Origin of the sequence: Citrobacter sp. JUb117 (assembly GCF_024809055.1) — a bacterium.
Lineage (GTDB): Bacteria > Pseudomonadota > Gammaproteobacteria > Enterobacterales > Enterobacteriaceae > Citrobacter > Citrobacter gillenii.
Genome location: NZ_JANUFB010000007.1, coordinates 81791 through 97585, shown reverse-complemented (window position 1 = coordinate 97585; position 15795 = coordinate 81791). Strand labels below are relative to the sequence as shown.

Here is a 15795-nt window from a genome sequence, read left to right as displayed (position 1 = left end):
ACTACGTTGTTTTATCTGTAGATTTGTCAACGAATATGAAAAGTGACGAGAGTACCGAATACAAAACCGTGCGCGGATTAACCCGCGGGTTAATGTTATTAAATATGTTAAACCGGCTCGACGGTGGGGCCAGCGTTGGTCTGCTGGCAGAGCTGAGCGGCCTGCACCGCACCACGGTCAGACGACTGCTGGAAACGTTGCAGGATGAGGGTTACGTCCGGCGCAGCCTGTCCGATGACAGCTTTCGCTTAACCATCAAAGTTCGCCAGCTCAGCGAGGGATTTCGTGACGAGCAGTGGATTTCCGCGCTGGCCGCGCCGCTGCTGGGGGATTTACTGCGCGAGGTCATCTGGCCGACCGACGTTTCCACGCTCGACGTCGATGCCATGGTGGTGCGTGAAACCACCCACCGCTTCAGCCGCCTGTCATTTCACCGGGCGATGGTCGGGCGTCGTCTACCGTTGCTGAAAACCGCCTCCGGCCTGACCTGGCTGGCGTTTTGTCCGGAGAATGAACGTCAGGAGCTGATCGAAATACTGGCATCGCGACCGGGAGAAGAATTCCAGCTGGCGCGCGAACCGCTGAAGCTGGACGCCATCCTGACCCGCGCGCGCAAAGACGGTTTTGGACAGAACTATCGCGGCTGGGATCAGGAGGAGAAAATCGCCTCTATCGCCGTGCCAATCCGCAGCGAACAGCGGGTGATCGGCTGCCTGAACCTGGTGTATATGGCCAGTGCGATGTCCATCGAACAGGCCGCGGAAAAACACCTTCCGGCCTTACAAAAAGTGGCGAAGCAGATCGAAGACGGCGTGGCGTCGCAGGAGATTTTGGTTGCCGGGAGGTGAGATGGATCACATTTCCCCTCCCCCTCTGATTAAGAGCCACGTTCACTGCGCAATGTGTCGTCGTTATCTGCCAGCAGAGACGTTCGCGATTTACCGTTTCTGATTTTTCCATCAATACCAGGTTGAGGTTTACCAAACAGATAGCCTTGTGCGAAATCGCAGCCCAGAGCCTGAAGACTTTCCAGTTGTTCCTGCGTTTCAACCCCTTCTGCAACCGCCTTCATATTGAGAGATTTCGCCATACCGGTGATAAGTTTGATGATGTTAAGGGCGTCTTCCTGTGTAGATATCGAATGCACAAAGGACTTGTCTATTTTGATTTTGTCGAAGGCAAGCCTGCTCAGCCGCGAAAGCGAAGAGTATCCCGTACCAAAATCATCAATGGAGATTTTCACGCCCAGGGCTCTGAGCCTGTTAAGCGTATTCATCGGCGTATTGCTGTCAGTAAAGAGAGAGGATTCCGTCACTTCCAGTTCAAGACGGTCAGCCGGAAGTCCTGTTTCTTTCAGAATAGACAACACTATTCCGGCAAAGGCTTTGCTGCTTAGCTGGACAGGCGAGACATTGACTGAAATTTTAGCCGGAACCGCCCAGGAAGCCGCTTCCCTGCAGGCCATTTCAAGCACCGATTTCCCCATTTCATTAATCATTCCTGTCTTTTCAGCAACAGGAATAAAGCTATCCGGCGACAGCAGGCCTTTAAGAGGATGTATCCAGCGGATAAGGGCTTCATAGCTGTAAATTTCCCTGCTGAAAGAATCTACAATCGGCTGGTAATAAACCACGAATTCTTTATTCGCTATTGCCATCGCCATATCATGCTCAAGGGTTCTGCTTTCTTGCAACTTATCTAACATGCGTTGCCGGAAGACTTTTATCTTACCAGAACCTTCTTTTTTGGCTTCATATAGGGCCAGATCGGCAAATTTATATAGATAGTCGGAGCGGCGTTCAGTTTCGGAAATAACAATGCCAACGCAGGTGGTAATGTTGATAATCGTGTTATAAATCGTGTAGGGCTGGTTGATAAATTCACATATTTTTTGCGCGCGAGAAACAGCATGACTCTCAGTCAGACCCGTCGAGAGAAACGCAAACTCATCCCCACCTAAGCGATAAAGCGTATCTGAAGTCAGGCTCATCGAAACCAGGCGATGGGATATCTGACGTAACAATGAATCACCGACATCATGGCCATACGTATCATTGACCTCTTTGAATCGGTCTAAATCAAACAACATCACTGTCACAGAACTATTATTCTTTCCTGCCGTCTCGATGGTTTTATTTAAATCTTCCCAAAAAAGCTGGCGGTTATTCATCTCGGTAAGAGAATCATGGTAGACGTCATATTCCAGTTTTGTATTCTGGATTTGCAGTTTTTCTTTAGATTTCTGCAATTCTTCAGCAAGACGCTTAACCTGAAGATGCGCCTGCAAAATATTTCTGTTCTGATAGAATATCAGCACGCCCAGTATCGCACTCAGTATGATCAGCAGTACTGAGATCGCTGAATAAATATAGTACAGCGCTTGAATTTTGAGGTTTGTACTATTAATCGAGTTAACATCTTTATTTAGCGCACCGGATGAAAGACGGCCTAGCGGCGCATCCAGCGCATGCATTTTTTTCAAGTATGTCTGGAGCTCTGAACGATTCATTTTCTCAAGATGAACATCCAGATAATTAAGTGTGTTTTCCAGTTGTAAAGCCAGTTCACCATGCGCTTCATTATTTTGTATATAATGTCCCAACTCACCTTCTTTCATTAAATCATTCTGGCTGAGCATGATGTCGAGGCGCAGACGTACATCATCGAGGTTCATAGAATCATCGATAGTGTAAAGACCAAGCCATGACTCAAAACGGTAGTATTCTGATACCAGTTGTGCAGCGGACCATGAATCGGTGTAGTGAGTCAGTTTCTGTAACTCTTGTTGCCGTTCATGCACGAGGTAAGAGATATACCCGGTAGATATAAAAAGAGAAAATATGATGCCCGCCAGTATTCTGTTCATGATGTTCTTCTGAACTCCTACTCAATATTCATTCTGCTGACCTGCCATGCTGAGCGTGCATAAAAAACCTGATTATTCAGTTCAGGCATGCTGTCATAGGGGTACACAATGAATAAGGGACCTTTATCACGGACGCGAATGTATTTTTCGTTGATTTTTACAGCAAGGATAACATTATATTTTTTGAAATCACTGAGTGGGATAATCGTGGTGTAGTCATTGAGCGCGGTGACCTTAACCACAGAACCTTTCGCGCCAACATAATCCATGAGCTTTTGCAGTGGAATACCCGTAAAAGTAGTGCGTCCATTATACCAGGGCGAGGTGGTCTGGAAACTGACCATGCCCAGTTTCTCAAGGCTGGCAATATCAAAAACGGCTTTCCCGTCTTCATTTGTATTTTCTATATTACCGGACAGCGTTAAAAGGGCTTTACCGGCAGGTTTAGAAAGTTCACCTGCCCAGAGCTGTGTGGAGACGACAAAGCTTAACAACATAACAATTAATCGCATTTTAACCTCGCCTGCCGACCGGATGTAAACGAATTATAATTTAGTTATAATGCTATTTACATATGCTGCCTGGATATTATTGGTGCAATAAACCTACTCATATTTTAAATCATTAAAATCAACAGGTTAACCATCACTCCATTTTTATATTGTTTAAGAGCCCAGGCATTGTCCGCCTGCCACCATGCAGGCAAAAAAAAACCGAAACCCCGCTCATAAAATGAGCAGAATTTCGGCACACGTTCAGCCTGAAGCGCTTTAGACTTTAAGCAGCTTTACCGTTTCTTCGATATCTATCTCATCTTCCGAGAAGATCAGCGTCGTACCCTGGAAGGTAGTAATGGCCAGCTTTTTCAGCGAACGCATTTCGCCAGGCTTGACGTCTGACTTCGGCTTGATGCTGTTCATCAGCGCGCCGACGGACAGCACCGCATTTTCTTTATCAATGCGGGTTTCAACCGGCACTTCTTCGCTATACACCACCCAGGACTTGATCGCCGTGAGTTTCAGGCGCTCACCCGCAATATAGATGTATTTGCTGTCGGGCACCACTTTCACCGCATAGGCTGACAGGCCTTTGTTGTTAGTGGTCGGCTCGAAGGTCACCGCCGCGTCTTTCTTGATCAGCTCAGGATTAGCAACCTTAATCACATGAAAATAGCGGTTATCGCCGTTTTCATCTTTGATAAATCCAAAGCCTTTATCTTTAAACCACGTTGTGATTGTTCCGTTCATTGCTGTTTCCGCCTGATTAAAACGTCATACTCGTAAAATTTGCGCGCAGTGTAAAACATCGGCCACGTCTTTGGCTACTCGTTGCCCCAGCGGTTGAGGAACTCGGCGATATCATCTATACGCTGTTCGTCGATCCCGGCAACGGTTGCCATCTCCTGCTGCGCGTCTTCGCCGATCTCTTCGTTGTTCATCAAACGGACTATCAGCTGTTGGAAGTAGTGCGCCAGCGCGTCGCGTTCCGCGTCGCTAACCGGCTTTGCGGCCTCGGTCGCGTACTCGTCGGCGATATCATAATATTTTAGCGGAATGTCGTTGTTCATCAGGTGCTCCGGGGTGAATGCGTGTGCCAGCAGTTGTCTGCCGCGTCTGAGGTGAATGATAGCATTCTTATTTCACCGTTAGCGATCTGTTTTATTGACTGCAATATGTTTCATATATTCGCAGGTAAAATAGTGTAGTAACGCAGGGACAATCAGATTATTTTAAGTCTAACACTCTCAATAATTCGAGTTGTACGAAGGTGATAAGTGGTCATCCAACGATGAGGCTATTGCGGAAATATCAATAGAACACCAGTAATGAAAGATTGCATTGTTATTATATCAAAATACACGAGAGAATTATCGGGTTACCTTATAGGAGTTAACGTGGTTAATATAAATAACGATTCCTCTATAGGCCTGATAAGCGAAGCGCCATCAGGCCGTGGCTCGTAGCCGGATGACGAGCAAGCCCTGTATCCGGCCCGTACACAACTACGCATGTCAGAGATACTGTTTTTTCCCTAACAGATCTCGATTGTAGTTGCACTCCGGTAAAGATTTCATTTCCGGAGAGGTGTCTTTACTCAGATCAACAATTCGAACGTCGTTATTGTCATTACTAATTTCGTACGTATGACCTTTATTAGCAAGGAACGAACCTGAATAGGTTTGTCCCAGGTCGATACCATGCATGCTGCGCTCTTCCCGCTTCCACCATACTTTATAGGTGAACCCAGGTTGGATGGTATATTCCTGATAGCTTTTGGCCGCAAAATCAGCGGAAGGCGGCGCAATACCATTAACAGCCTTAGAGGTTCTGACTTTAATACCAACAATGGCAACTTTCGATGTTATTCCATACGCTTTTTCTGACTTCCAACAGTTCCCGGCAGGGATCTGTTTTTCTATTCTGTACGGCGTAGGTTGCAACGTATTTTCAACACGTATGTAAGCCGCATCACTGCCGGTATAATCGGGTAGCGTATCAGAAAAATCAACGCTACATCCCGTCAGAACCATGGTCGTTAATAAAATACTTAAGCCTTTAATCATTCGTCATACTCCCTGTTTTTTTGAGTACGTCTCTGTCAGTCCTGCAGAAATATACCGACTACAGATTATCGGCAGTAGCCGAAAAATAATTAATTATGATATCACCAGCAATAAGGGTCAGCGATTGGCCCAATCCCATCGCTAGTCGCCCATTTGCCCACATTCATCTTCTGGACAACACTCCAGGATGACACCACTGACCCAACACGTGGAGCAAACACCATGAACATCACGCAAATCCGTAATGCCACACTGCACATCACCTTTGGCGGCAAGACCTTCCTCGTTGATCCAATGCTGGCCCCGAAAGGTGCGTATCCGGGTTTTGCCGGAACGGCGCGCGCAGAGATCCGCAATCCGACCGTGGAGCTGCCCGTTGACATCGACACCCTGCTTAACGTCGATGCGCTGATCGTCACCCATCTGCATGAAGATCACTGGGACGAGGTTGCCGCGCGCGTTGTGCCGAAAGACAAGCCGATCTACGTACAAAATGATCAGGATGCGCAGGTGCTGCGAGGACAGGGGTTCACCCAACTGAGCGTATTGACAGAAAATACCGCGCTGGGGGACATCACCCTGCGTAAAACCGGCGGCCAGCACGGGTCGGATCGCGCCTACGCCGTGCCGCAAATGGCAGAACGCCTGGGTGACGCCTGCGGAGTTAACTTCCAGCATGCAGCAGAAAAAACGCTGTATCTGGTTGGCGATACTATCTGGCGCGATGAGGTAGAGGCCAATATGCAGACCTTCCAGCCTGATGTCGTGGTACTGAACGCCGGTTTTGCCCACGTCATCGGCTTTGGGCCGATCATTATGGGCGCGGAAGATGTGCTAAAAACCCACTTTGTGCTGCCTGAAGCGCAGATTGTGGCGACCCATATGGAAGCCATTAACCACTGCCTGCTGACGCGCGCGGCGCTGAAAGAATATGCGTTCGACAACCAGATTGCGCAATTCGTCAACGTGCCGGAAGATGGGGAAACCCTGACCTTTTAATGCCAACAGAGGAATCGTATGCGCCCGCTTACCGTCGCCATTGTCGCCGTGGAAGATTTCAGCCCGTTTCATTTTTCGGTGCCGTGCATAATTTTCAGTGACAAAATGGCGGCGAAAAAGCGCTTTGAGGTGCAGATATGCGCCGAAAATCCCGGCATCGTCTCTTCGCAGGATGGCTTCTCCGTCACCGCCTCTCACGGTTATGAGGCGGTGACGGCAGCCGATATTGTGGTGGTCCCCTACTGGGGCACTACCGGGCATCGCCCGCCGCAGGGTCTGCTCAATGCCCTTAATTGCGCACGGCAAAACGGCGCACAGATTGTCGGGCTGTGTCTGGGCGCGTTTGTCCTCGGCTACGCGGGCCTGTTAGACGGAAAGCGGGCCGCGACGCACTGGGAATTTGAGCAAGATTTTCAGACGCGCTTCCCGGCGGCGCGTCTGGATATCAACGCCCTGTACGTTGATGACGACGGTATTATTACCTCGGCAGGTACCGCCGCCGCACTGGATTGCTGCTTGTACGTCATCCGCCAGCACTTTGGCAGCACGGTAGCGAACCAGATTGCCCGACGGATGATTGTGCCACCGCACCGCGAAGGGGGACAGGCGCAGTTTATTGAGCAGCCGGTGGCGAAAAATACCCAGGATCAGCGCATTAACACCCTGCTCGATTATTTACGCCAGCACCTCCACGAGCAGCATAACCTCGACACGCTGGCGCAGCGGGTGATGATGAGCCGTCGCACCCTAACCCGCCATTTTATGAAGGCCACCGGGTCAAGCGTGGCTGAATGGCTTATTACCGAGCGCCTGCGACGCAGCCAGGAGCTGCTGGAGTCCAGTTCGTTACCCGTCGAACGTATTGCTGAACAGGTCGGTTTTCTCTCTCCGGTCACCTGGCGCCAGCATTTTAAAGCCCACTTCGGCGTCAGCCCGGCTGAATGGCGCAAGACCTTCCGCGGCGCAGCGTAAACAGGCTCAGCCTCTTTTTTGCGCCAGCCACACCGTATGCCCGGTGCACTGTGGGTCTTCCATGATCACGTCAATGACCTCAAAGCCGTGCGCGGACAACAATGCACGGTATTCGTCGGGCGCCAGGCTTGCATGAAACAGCGGCTCACCTTCAAATTGCCCCATTGCGATGCCGTTTCCGGTACCGCTGGTGAACATCAGCGCGCTGCCGGGATGACTGAGCTGGTCAAAGATCGGAAACATCCTGTGTTGGTCCTGCTGGGGTAAATGGAAAAAGCTGTCCCACGCAATCAGGCCATCAAAGGTGTCATCAAGCGCGAGCTCACGCATATCCTGCTCCAGCCAGCACTGGTCGGGAAAAGATTGCCGGGCGCGCGCCAGCATCGCCGCGGAACCATCCACTCCAGTTAGGTGAAAGCCTTGCCGGATAAAATACCCGGCAATCGGCTGACCATTCCCACAGCCGATATCCACAATACTGCCCTTCCCGCCCAGTACCGCGATGAACTTATCCAGCCACGGTTTCTCAAACAGCGTGCGTGAACGCTGGCTGGCAAAGGCATCAGCATGGCGTCGGTAGATAGACAGAATGTTCTGGGCCGCAGAGTCGCTCACGATTTCCTCACTGTTTTACTCGTTCTGCCATCATGTTAAGCATAAAGACGCCATGCCCGCTATCACGCGTCACTGGCCCTGGAATGCGCCTCGCAGAACCCAACCACAAATACGCCAAAACCCTACGTGCTGTGGCATGATAGCGCGTAGATAACGTAATGAAGGGTGAAGAATGTGAAACCGGTAACGCTATACGATGTGGCAGACCATGCAGGTGTCTCTTACCAGACCGTCTCGCGCGTCGTGAATCAGGCCAGCCACGTTTCCGCCAAAACCCGTCAGAAAGTTGAGGCCGCGATGGCGGAGCTCAATTACATCCCCAACCGCGTTGCCCAGCAGTTGGCCGGTAAACAAACGCCATTGATTGGTGTGGCGACGGCGAACCTTGCCCTGCACGCGCCCTCGCAAATCGTTGCGGCTATAAAATCCCGCGCCGACCAGTCCGGGGCCAGCGTGGTGATCGCCATGGTCGAGCGTAGCGGCGTAGACGCCTGCAAAGCAGCGGTGCATAACCTGCTCTCCCAGCGGGTGACCGGGCTTATCATCAACTATCCGCTGGATGAAGACGACGCAATTGCCGTCGCCGCCGCCTGCGGTACGGTACCGGTGCTGTTTCTGGACGTCTCTGACCAGTCGCCGGTTAACAGCGTGATTTTCTCCCATGATGACGGCGCACGCCTCGGCGTTGAGCACCTGATCCAGCACGGGCATCAGCGTATCGCCCTGCTGGCCGGACCGCACAGCTCAGTCTCGGCGCGGTTACGGCATGCGGGCTGGCATAAGTATCTGGCGCACTATCAGCAGCAACCCGTCGCGGAACTGGAAGGCGACTGGAGCGCAATGTCCGGCTTTACACAAACCATGCAGATGCTGAACGACGGCGTCATCCCGACCGCCATGCTGGTTGCCAACGATCAAATGGCGCTGGGCGCGATGCGGGCCATCAGCGAGTCCGGCCTGCGGGTGGCGACCGATATCTCGGTGATTGGCTACGACGATACCGAAGACAGCTCCTGTTATATCCCGCCACTCACGACCATCAAGCAGGATTTTCCGACGCTCGGGCAAACCAGCGTCGATAAACTGCTGCAGCTTTCACAGGGGGGTGAGAGCCTCGGCAATCAACTCCTGCCGGTGACGCTGGTCGAGCGTAAAACGGTGCTGCCCCCGAACAGACAACAGGCAACGCCGCAGGCGCTGGCGGAGTCGCTGATGCAGCTGGCACGTCAGGTTTCTCGGCTGTAACGTCTCCACAGCGAGCGCTCACATCTGCTGTTACTGAGCTGAATTACTGTGAGTCAGCTCACTGATTACCCACCCCATCCTTTACAGGATAATCTCAATCCTCGTATGTTCAATTAAATTGTGAGCGGATAACAAATTTACACAGGATACTGCCATGACCCTGAACACGGATTCACTCGCCGCCGTACTGGCACGTCGCGACTGGGAAAACCCCGGCGTCACTCAGCTTAATCGTCTTGAAGCGCACCCGCCGTTTTGCAGCTGGCGCTCTGCGCAGGACGCCCGTAACAACCAGCGTTCGGCACAGTTACAGTCACTGAACGGCGAGTGGAAGTTTGCCTGGTTTGCCTCACCTGAAGCGGTGCCGGAAAGCTGGCTTGCGGGCGATTTGCCGCAGGCCGATAGCGTAACCGTACCGTCTAACTGGCAAATGGACGGTTACGATGCGCCGATCTACTCCAACATTACCTACCCGTTCCCGGTCAATCCGCCGCACGTTCCAACGGAGAATCCGACAGGATGTTACTCGCTCACATTCAAAGTGGATGCCGCGTGGCGACAGACGGGACAGACGCGCATTATTTTTGATGGCGTGAACTCAGCGTTTCATCTGTGGTGCAATGGCCGCTGGGTCGGCTACGGGCAGGACAGCCGCCTGCCGTCCGAGTTTGATCTCAGTGATTTCCTGAGCGACGGCGAAAACCGTCTGACGGTGATGGTGCTGCGCTGGAGCGACGGCAGCTATCTGGAAGATCAGGACATGTGGCGCATGAGCGGTATCTTCCGCGACGTCTCGCTGCTGCATAAGCCGGACACGCAGATCCGCGACCTGCGTATCCACACCCGTTTTAACGATGATTTCAGCCGCGCGGTGCTGGAAGCCGACGTCAGAATGGCGGGCGAGCCGCGCGATGATTTACGTGTGACGCTGCAACTGTGGCAAGGCGATACGCTGACCGGTGAAGCCACTTCGCCTTTTGGTAGTGAGATTATTGATGAGCGCGGCGCGTATGCCGATCGCACCACTCTGCGCCTGAACGTTGAACGTCCGGCGCTGTGGAGCGCTGAAACCCCGAATCTGTACCGCGCGGTAGTGCTGCTACATACCGCCGACGGCACGTTGATTGAAGCCGAAGCCTGCGACGTTGGCTTCCGCCAGGTCAGCATTGAAAACGGTCTGCTGTTGCTCAATGGGCAGCCGCTGCTGATCCGCGGCGCCAACCGTCATGAACATCACCCACAAAACGGTCAGGTGATGGATGAAGAAACGATGGTGCAGGACATCGTCCTGATGAAGCAAAACAACTTTAACGCCGTGCGCTGCTCGCATTATCCAAATCATCCGTTGTGGTACACCCTGTGCGACCGCTACGGCCTGTACGTGGTGGATGAAGCCAATATCGAAACCCACGGCATGGTGCCGATGAACCGCCTGAGCGATGACCCCACCTGGCTTCCGGCGATGAGCCAGCGCGTGACGCGCATGGTGCAGCGCGACCGCAACCATCCGAGCATTATTATCTGGTCACTGGGCAACGAATCCGGGCACGGCGCAAATCACGACGCTCTCTACCGTTGGCTGAAATCCGAAGACCCGTCCCGCCCGGTGCAGTATGAAGGCGGCGGGGCGGATACCGCTGCGACCGACATTATTTGCCCAATGTATGCCCGCGTTGACCAGGACCAACCCTTCCCGGCGGTACCGAAATGGTCTATCAAAAAATGGCTGTCGATGCCCGGCGAGCAGCGCCCGCTGATCCTCTGCGAATACGCCCACGCGATGGGGAACAGTCTCGGGGGTTACGCCAAATACTGGCAGGCATTCCGCCAGTATCCGCGTCTGCAGGGTGGATTTGTCTGGGATTGGGTCGATCAGTCGCTGACAAAATATGACGACAACGGCAACCCGTGGTCAGCCTACGGCGGCGATTTTGGCGACACGCCGAATGACCGTCAGTTCTGCATGGACGGGCTGGTATTTGCCGATCGCACGCCGCATCCGTCGCTGTATGAAGCCAAACACGCGCAGCAGTTTTTCCAGTTTACGCTGTTGCCGGGCGACGAACGCCAGATTGAAGTGCGCAGCGAATACCTGTTCCGCCGCAGCGATAACGAAATCCTGCACTGGTCTGTCGCCCAAGACGGCAATCTGCTGGCCACCGGCGAGGTCATGCTGGATATCGCCCCGCAGGGTTGTCAGCGGGTTACCCTGCCGGATCTCCCCATGCCGGACACCGCCGGTCAGCTGTGGCTGACCGTGCGCGTGGAACAACCTCAGGCCACCGCGTGGTCAGACGCCGGGCATATCAGCGCCTGGCAGCAATGGAAGCTGGAAGAGAAACTCAGCCTGACGCTCCCCCCACGCGCCAGCGCCATGCCACAGCTCACCGTCAGTGACGATACATTCGCGGTGACCGTCAGCGATAAACGTTGGGAATTCTGCCGTCAATCAGGATTGCTGACGCAATACTGGCTGGGCGGCGACGCGCAACTGTTAAGCCCGCTCATTGACCAGTTCACCCGCGCGCCGCTGGATAACGACATTGGCGTCAGCGAAGTGACGCGCATCGACCCTAACGCCTGGGTCGAACGCTGGAAAGCCGCCGGCCACTATCGCGCAGAGCCTCAGCAGGTGTTGTGCGAAGCCGAATCCCTGTCGGAAAGCGTGCTGATTACCACCGCGCACGCCTGGCAGTATCAGGGCGAAACGCTGTTTATCAGCCGCAAGTCCTACCGTATCGACGGCCATGGCAAGATGCACATCACGGTGGATGTCGATGTCGCCAACGGAACGCCGCACCCGGCACGTATCGGCCTCAGCTGCCAACTGGCGCAGGTTGCCGAACGCGTAAACTGGTTAGGTCTCGGCCCGCATGAGAACTACCCGGATCGCCTGAGCGCGGCCTGTTTTGACCGTTGGGATCTGTCGCTGGATGAGATGTACACCCCTTACGTCTTCCCGAGCGAAAACGGCCTGCGCTGCGGTACGCGCGAGCTGCGCTACGGGGCACATCAGTGGTGTGGTGACTTCCAGTTCAACATCAGCCGCTACAGCCAAAAACAGTTAATGGAAACCAGCCATCGCCATCTGCTGTCGCCGGAGGCGGGAACCTGGCTCAATATTGACGGCTTCCATATGGGCGTCGGCGGGGATGATTCGTGGAGCCCTTCCGTTTCCCCGGAGTTTCTGCTGAGCGCAGGGCGTTATCACTACCAGGTTATCTGGGGCTAAACATAATAATAATGGGCAGGTTACGACCTGCCCTTATTTTGCCTGAGGAAGTCTATTATGTATTATTTAAAAAACACTAACTTCTGGATGTTCGGTTTTTTCTTCTTCTTTTACTTTTTTATTATGGGTGCTTATTTCCCTTTCTTCCCGATTTGGTTACATGATATCAACCATATCAGTAAAGGCGATACCGGCATTATCTTCGCCTGTATATCGCTGTTTTCGTTGCTGTTCCAACCGGTATTTGGTCTGCTATCTGATAAACTCGGCCTGCGTAAGCATCTGCTGTGGATAATCACTGGTATGCTGGTGATGTTTGCCCCGTTCTTTATTTACGTGTTTGGGCCATTATTACAGTTCAATATTTTAGTAGGCTCGATTGTCGGTGGCATCTACCTGGGCTTTATTTATAATGCCGGGGCGCCTGCGATTGAAGCTTATATTGAGAAAGTCAGTCGCCGCAGCAATTTTGAATTTGGCCGGGCGCGAATGTTTGGCTGCGTTGGCTGGGCATTGTGCGCATCCATTGTCGGCATTATGTTTACCATCAACAATGAATTTGTCTTCTGGCTGGGTTCTGGCTGTGCGGTAGTCCTCGCCCTGCTGCTGTTCTTCTCGCGCACCGATACCTCGTCATCAGCAGAGGTCGCCAATGCCGTCGGCGCAAACCACTCTGCCTTTAGCCTGAAGCTGGCGCTGGAATTATTTAAGCAGCCAAAGCTGTGGTTCCTGTCGCTGTACGTGGTTGGCGTGTCCTGCACCTACGATGTGTTTGACCAGCAGTTTGCCAATTTCTTTACCTCGTTCTTTGCAACCGGTGAACAAGGCACGCGGGTATTTGGCTATGTCACCACCATGGGGGAATTACTCAACGCCTCGATCATGTTCTTTGCGCCGTTGATCGTAAACCGTATTGGTGGGAAGAACGCTCTACTGCTGGCCGGGGCGATTATGTCGGTACGTATTATCGGCTCATCATTCGCCACCTCGGCGCTGGAGGTCATCATCCTCAAAACGCTGCATATGTTTGAAATCCCGTTCCTGATCGTCGGCTGTTTCAAATACATTACCAGCCAGTTTGAGGTACGGTTTTCTGCCACCATTTACCTCGTGTGCTTCTGTTTCTTCAAACAGCTGGCGATGATTTTTATGTCGGTGCTGGCGGGCAATATGTACGAAAGCATTGGCTTCCATGGCGCGTATCTGGTGCTGGGTATTATTGCGCTGACTTTTACGCTGATTTCGGTGTTCACACTGAGCGGGCCGGGGCCGTTGTCTCTGCTGCGTCGCCGGGAAAGCCCGGCGCTATAACGCGGGGTTTGCCAGAGGGTGTAATAACAAGCCCGGTAAGCATCGCGCTACCGGGCCGTTTAACGGGGATTATTCTTCGATTGCCTGGCGAATTTGCTGCAACGACGCGGGATCGTCGATGGTGGTCAGATCGCCGGGATCGCGGCCTTCACAGATCGCCTGGATCGTACGCCTTAGCATCTTGCCCGATCGCGTCTTCGGCAATTGTGACACAAACCAGACATGTGCCGGACGGCCAAAGTTACCAATCTGGCTGTCCACCAGCGCCATAATCGCCTTCTCTTCTGAATGCGCAATGTCGCGGTCTTCCAGACTGTCACTCTGTTTCGGGATAACAAACGCCACCGCCACCTGCCCTTTCAGCGCATCTTTCACGCCGACCACCGCCACTTCCGCGACGTTCGGATAGCTGGAAATACTCTCCTCTATCTCACGGGTGCCCAGCCGGTGTCCGGCCACGTTTATCACATCATCGGTACGGCCTAAGATGAAGTAATAGCCGTCTACGTCGCGGATCCCCCAGTCGAAGGTGGCGTAAACCTGGCGGGAGAACAGCGACCAGTAGGTGTTCACAAACCGTTCGTCATCGCCCCAGATGGTCTGAATACAGCCCGGTGGCAGCGGCCCTTCAATCACCAGCATACCCTTTTCGTTCGCTTCGCAGGGTTCACCGGTCACTTCGTTGAGCAACTGCACGTTGTAGCCATACATCGGCACACCGGGGCTGCCCAGACGAGACGGCCTGTCGTCCACGCCACGGGCAATTGCCATAATCGGCCAACCGGATTCAGTCTGCCAGTAGTTGTCGATCACCGGCACGCCCAGTGTTTGGGTTACCCAACTCGCAGTGGGTTCATCCAGCGGCTCGCCCGCCAGATACAGCACCTCCAGTGAGGAGAGATCGTGATTGCGGATCTGCGCGGTCGGGAACTTCTTCAGCACGCGAATGGCGGTCGGCGCTGAGAACATTCTGCTGACCTGATATTTTTCGACTATCTTCCACCACACGCCGCAGTCCGGGTACGTCGGCAGCCCTTCGTACACCACCGTCGCCATCCCCGCCAGCAGCGGGGCATAAACGATGTAGGAGTGTCCGACCACCCAGCCGATATCCGAGGCGCAGAAGAACACGCCGCCCGCTTTGCCGCCAAAGATGGTCTCCATCGACGTCGCCAGCGCCACCGCATAGCCGCCAACGTCACGTTGCACGCCCTTCGGCTTGCCGGTCGTGCCGGAAGTGTAAAGTATGCAGGAGGTTTCGTTCGACTCCAGCCACACCACCGGCACACGCGCCCCGAGATGCTGCTGGCGCAGTGCGGCAAAATCGAGATCGCGCCCCTCGACCCGCGCCATTTTCGCCAACCCACGATCGACCAGTACCACGTGGTGCGGCTGATGCTGCGCCTGGTCAATGGCCTCATCGAGCAGCTTTTTATACGGCAGGATCTTGCCCCCGCGCGCCCCGGCATCCGCCGAGACGATGACCTTCGGTCGGGCATCGTCGATTCGCGCCGCCACGCTGTGCGAGGCGAAGCCACCGAACACCACCGAGTGGATCGCGCCAATGCGTGCACAGGCCAGCAGTGTAATGTGTGCCTCGGCGATCATCGGCATATATACCAGCACCCGATCGCCACGCTGCACGCCAAGCGACAGCAGAATAGCGGCCGTCACGTTGACTTCGTCATACAGCTGACGAAAGGTAAACGTGCGCTCTTCTTCGGTTTCCGAGGAAACAGCAATCAGCGCCAGCGCATCGGGCTGCTTCTCCAGCCAACGGTCAATGGCGTTATGGCACAGATTGGTCGTCCCACCGCAAAACCAGCGCGCAAACGGCGGATGGCTATGGTCCAGCACCTGAGTGAACGGCTGCTGCCAGTCAATACGCTGGGCCTGCTCGGCCCAGAATGACTCAGGTTGAGTGATAGATCGTTGATAAAACTCGCTAAAAGACATAATGCTCTCCTGTTGAACTTACGCCTAATGAGTCAG

General features: G+C 53.6%; 13 protein-coding genes. 6 read left to right on the top strand and 7 right to left on the bottom strand.

Annotated elements, in window-relative coordinates; all coding sequences use genetic code 11:
• Positions 1-35: 35 nt before the first annotated feature.
• On the top strand, positions 36-848 hold the full coding sequence (locus M2374_RS16885; protein ID WP_181688435.1) for a DNA-binding transcriptional regulator: 813 nt from the start codon (positions 36-38) through the stop codon (positions 846-848).
• A 29-nt stretch (positions 849-877) separates the two neighbouring features.
• Here the strand turns inward: M2374_RS16885 and M2374_RS16880 are convergent, their stop codons facing one another.
• From M2374_RS16880 to M2374_RS16860, 5 genes are all read right to left on the bottom strand, one after another.
• Positions 878-2866 carry a bifunctional diguanylate cyclase/phosphodiesterase gene (locus M2374_RS16880; RefSeq protein WP_115259296.1) on the bottom strand — a complete coding sequence of 663 codons (1989 nt, stop codon included), beginning with the start codon at positions 2864-2866 and terminating at the stop codon, positions 878-880.
• A 17-nt stretch (positions 2867-2883) separates the two neighbouring features.
• The gene (locus M2374_RS16875) at positions 2884-3378 is read right to left on the bottom strand and encodes a molybdopterin-dependent oxidoreductase (RefSeq protein ID WP_181595804.1); all 495 of its coding nucleotides are present in this window, start codon (positions 3376-3378) and stop codon (positions 2884-2886) included.
• Positions 3379-3636: 258 nt separating this feature from the next.
• Entirely contained in the window at positions 3637-4113 is a 477-nt protein-coding gene (locus M2374_RS16870; RefSeq protein ID WP_096758143.1) for a cold-shock protein, read from the bottom strand.
• Positions 4114-4187: 74 nt separating this feature from the next.
• The gene (locus M2374_RS16865; RefSeq protein WP_135912489.1) at positions 4188-4433 is read right to left on the bottom strand and encodes a YmjA family protein; all 246 of its coding nucleotides are present in this window, start codon (positions 4431-4433) and stop codon (positions 4188-4190) included.
• A 444-nt stretch (positions 4434-4877) separates the two neighbouring features.
• Positions 4878-5429: a hypothetical protein gene (locus M2374_RS16860; RefSeq protein ID WP_135912490.1), complete on the bottom strand. Its 552-nt coding sequence runs from the start codon at positions 5427-5429 to the stop codon at positions 4878-4880.
• A 222-nt stretch (positions 5430-5651) separates the two neighbouring features.
• Between M2374_RS16860 and M2374_RS16855 the strand changes: the two genes are divergently transcribed.
• Together M2374_RS16855 and M2374_RS16850 are read left to right on the top strand one after the other, a co-directional pair.
• Complete coding sequence (locus M2374_RS16855; RefSeq protein WP_181688436.1) at positions 5652-6428, top strand: MBL fold metallo-hydrolase; 777 nt, start codon at positions 5652-5654, stop codon at positions 6426-6428.
• A gap of 18 nt (positions 6429-6446) precedes the next feature.
• The gene (locus M2374_RS16850) at positions 6447-7400 is read left to right on the top strand and encodes a GlxA family transcriptional regulator (RefSeq protein WP_115259309.1); all 954 of its coding nucleotides are present in this window, start codon (positions 6447-6449) and stop codon (positions 7398-7400) included.
• Positions 7401-7406: 6 nt separating this feature from the next.
• Here the strand turns inward: M2374_RS16850 and M2374_RS16845 are convergent, their stop codons facing one another.
• Positions 7407-8015 (bottom strand): class I SAM-dependent methyltransferase, encoded by a 609-nt coding sequence (locus M2374_RS16845; protein ID WP_181688437.1) that lies wholly within the window; start codon positions 8013-8015, stop codon positions 7407-7409.
• 174 nt (positions 8016-8189) lie between these two features.
• On the opposite strand from M2374_RS16845, the gene M2374_RS16840 reads away from it, so the two are divergent.
• The 3 genes from M2374_RS16840 (at position 8190) to M2374_RS16830 (ending at position 13803) form a co-directional block, all read left to right on the top strand.
• Complete coding sequence (locus M2374_RS16840) at positions 8190-9260, top strand: LacI family DNA-binding transcriptional regulator (RefSeq protein ID WP_181517492.1); 1071 nt, start codon at positions 8190-8192, stop codon at positions 9258-9260.
• 154 nt (positions 9261-9414) lie between these two features.
• Positions 9415-12492, top strand: a complete 3078-nt coding sequence (locus tag M2374_RS16835; RefSeq protein WP_181688438.1) for a beta-galactosidase — start codon at positions 9415-9417, stop codon at positions 12490-12492.
• A gap of 57 nt (positions 12493-12549) precedes the next feature.
• Entirely contained in the window at positions 12550-13803 is a 1254-nt protein-coding gene (locus M2374_RS16830) for an MFS transporter (protein ID WP_117342077.1), read from the top strand.
• Positions 13804-13872: 69 nt separating this feature from the next.
• Here M2374_RS16830 and prpE read toward each other — a convergent pair whose 3' ends face one another.
• The gene (gene prpE / locus M2374_RS16825; RefSeq protein ID WP_181688439.1) at positions 13873-15759 is read right to left on the bottom strand and encodes a propionate--CoA ligase; all 1887 of its coding nucleotides are present in this window, start codon (positions 15757-15759) and stop codon (positions 13873-13875) included.
• Positions 15760-15795 lie beyond the last annotated feature (36 nt).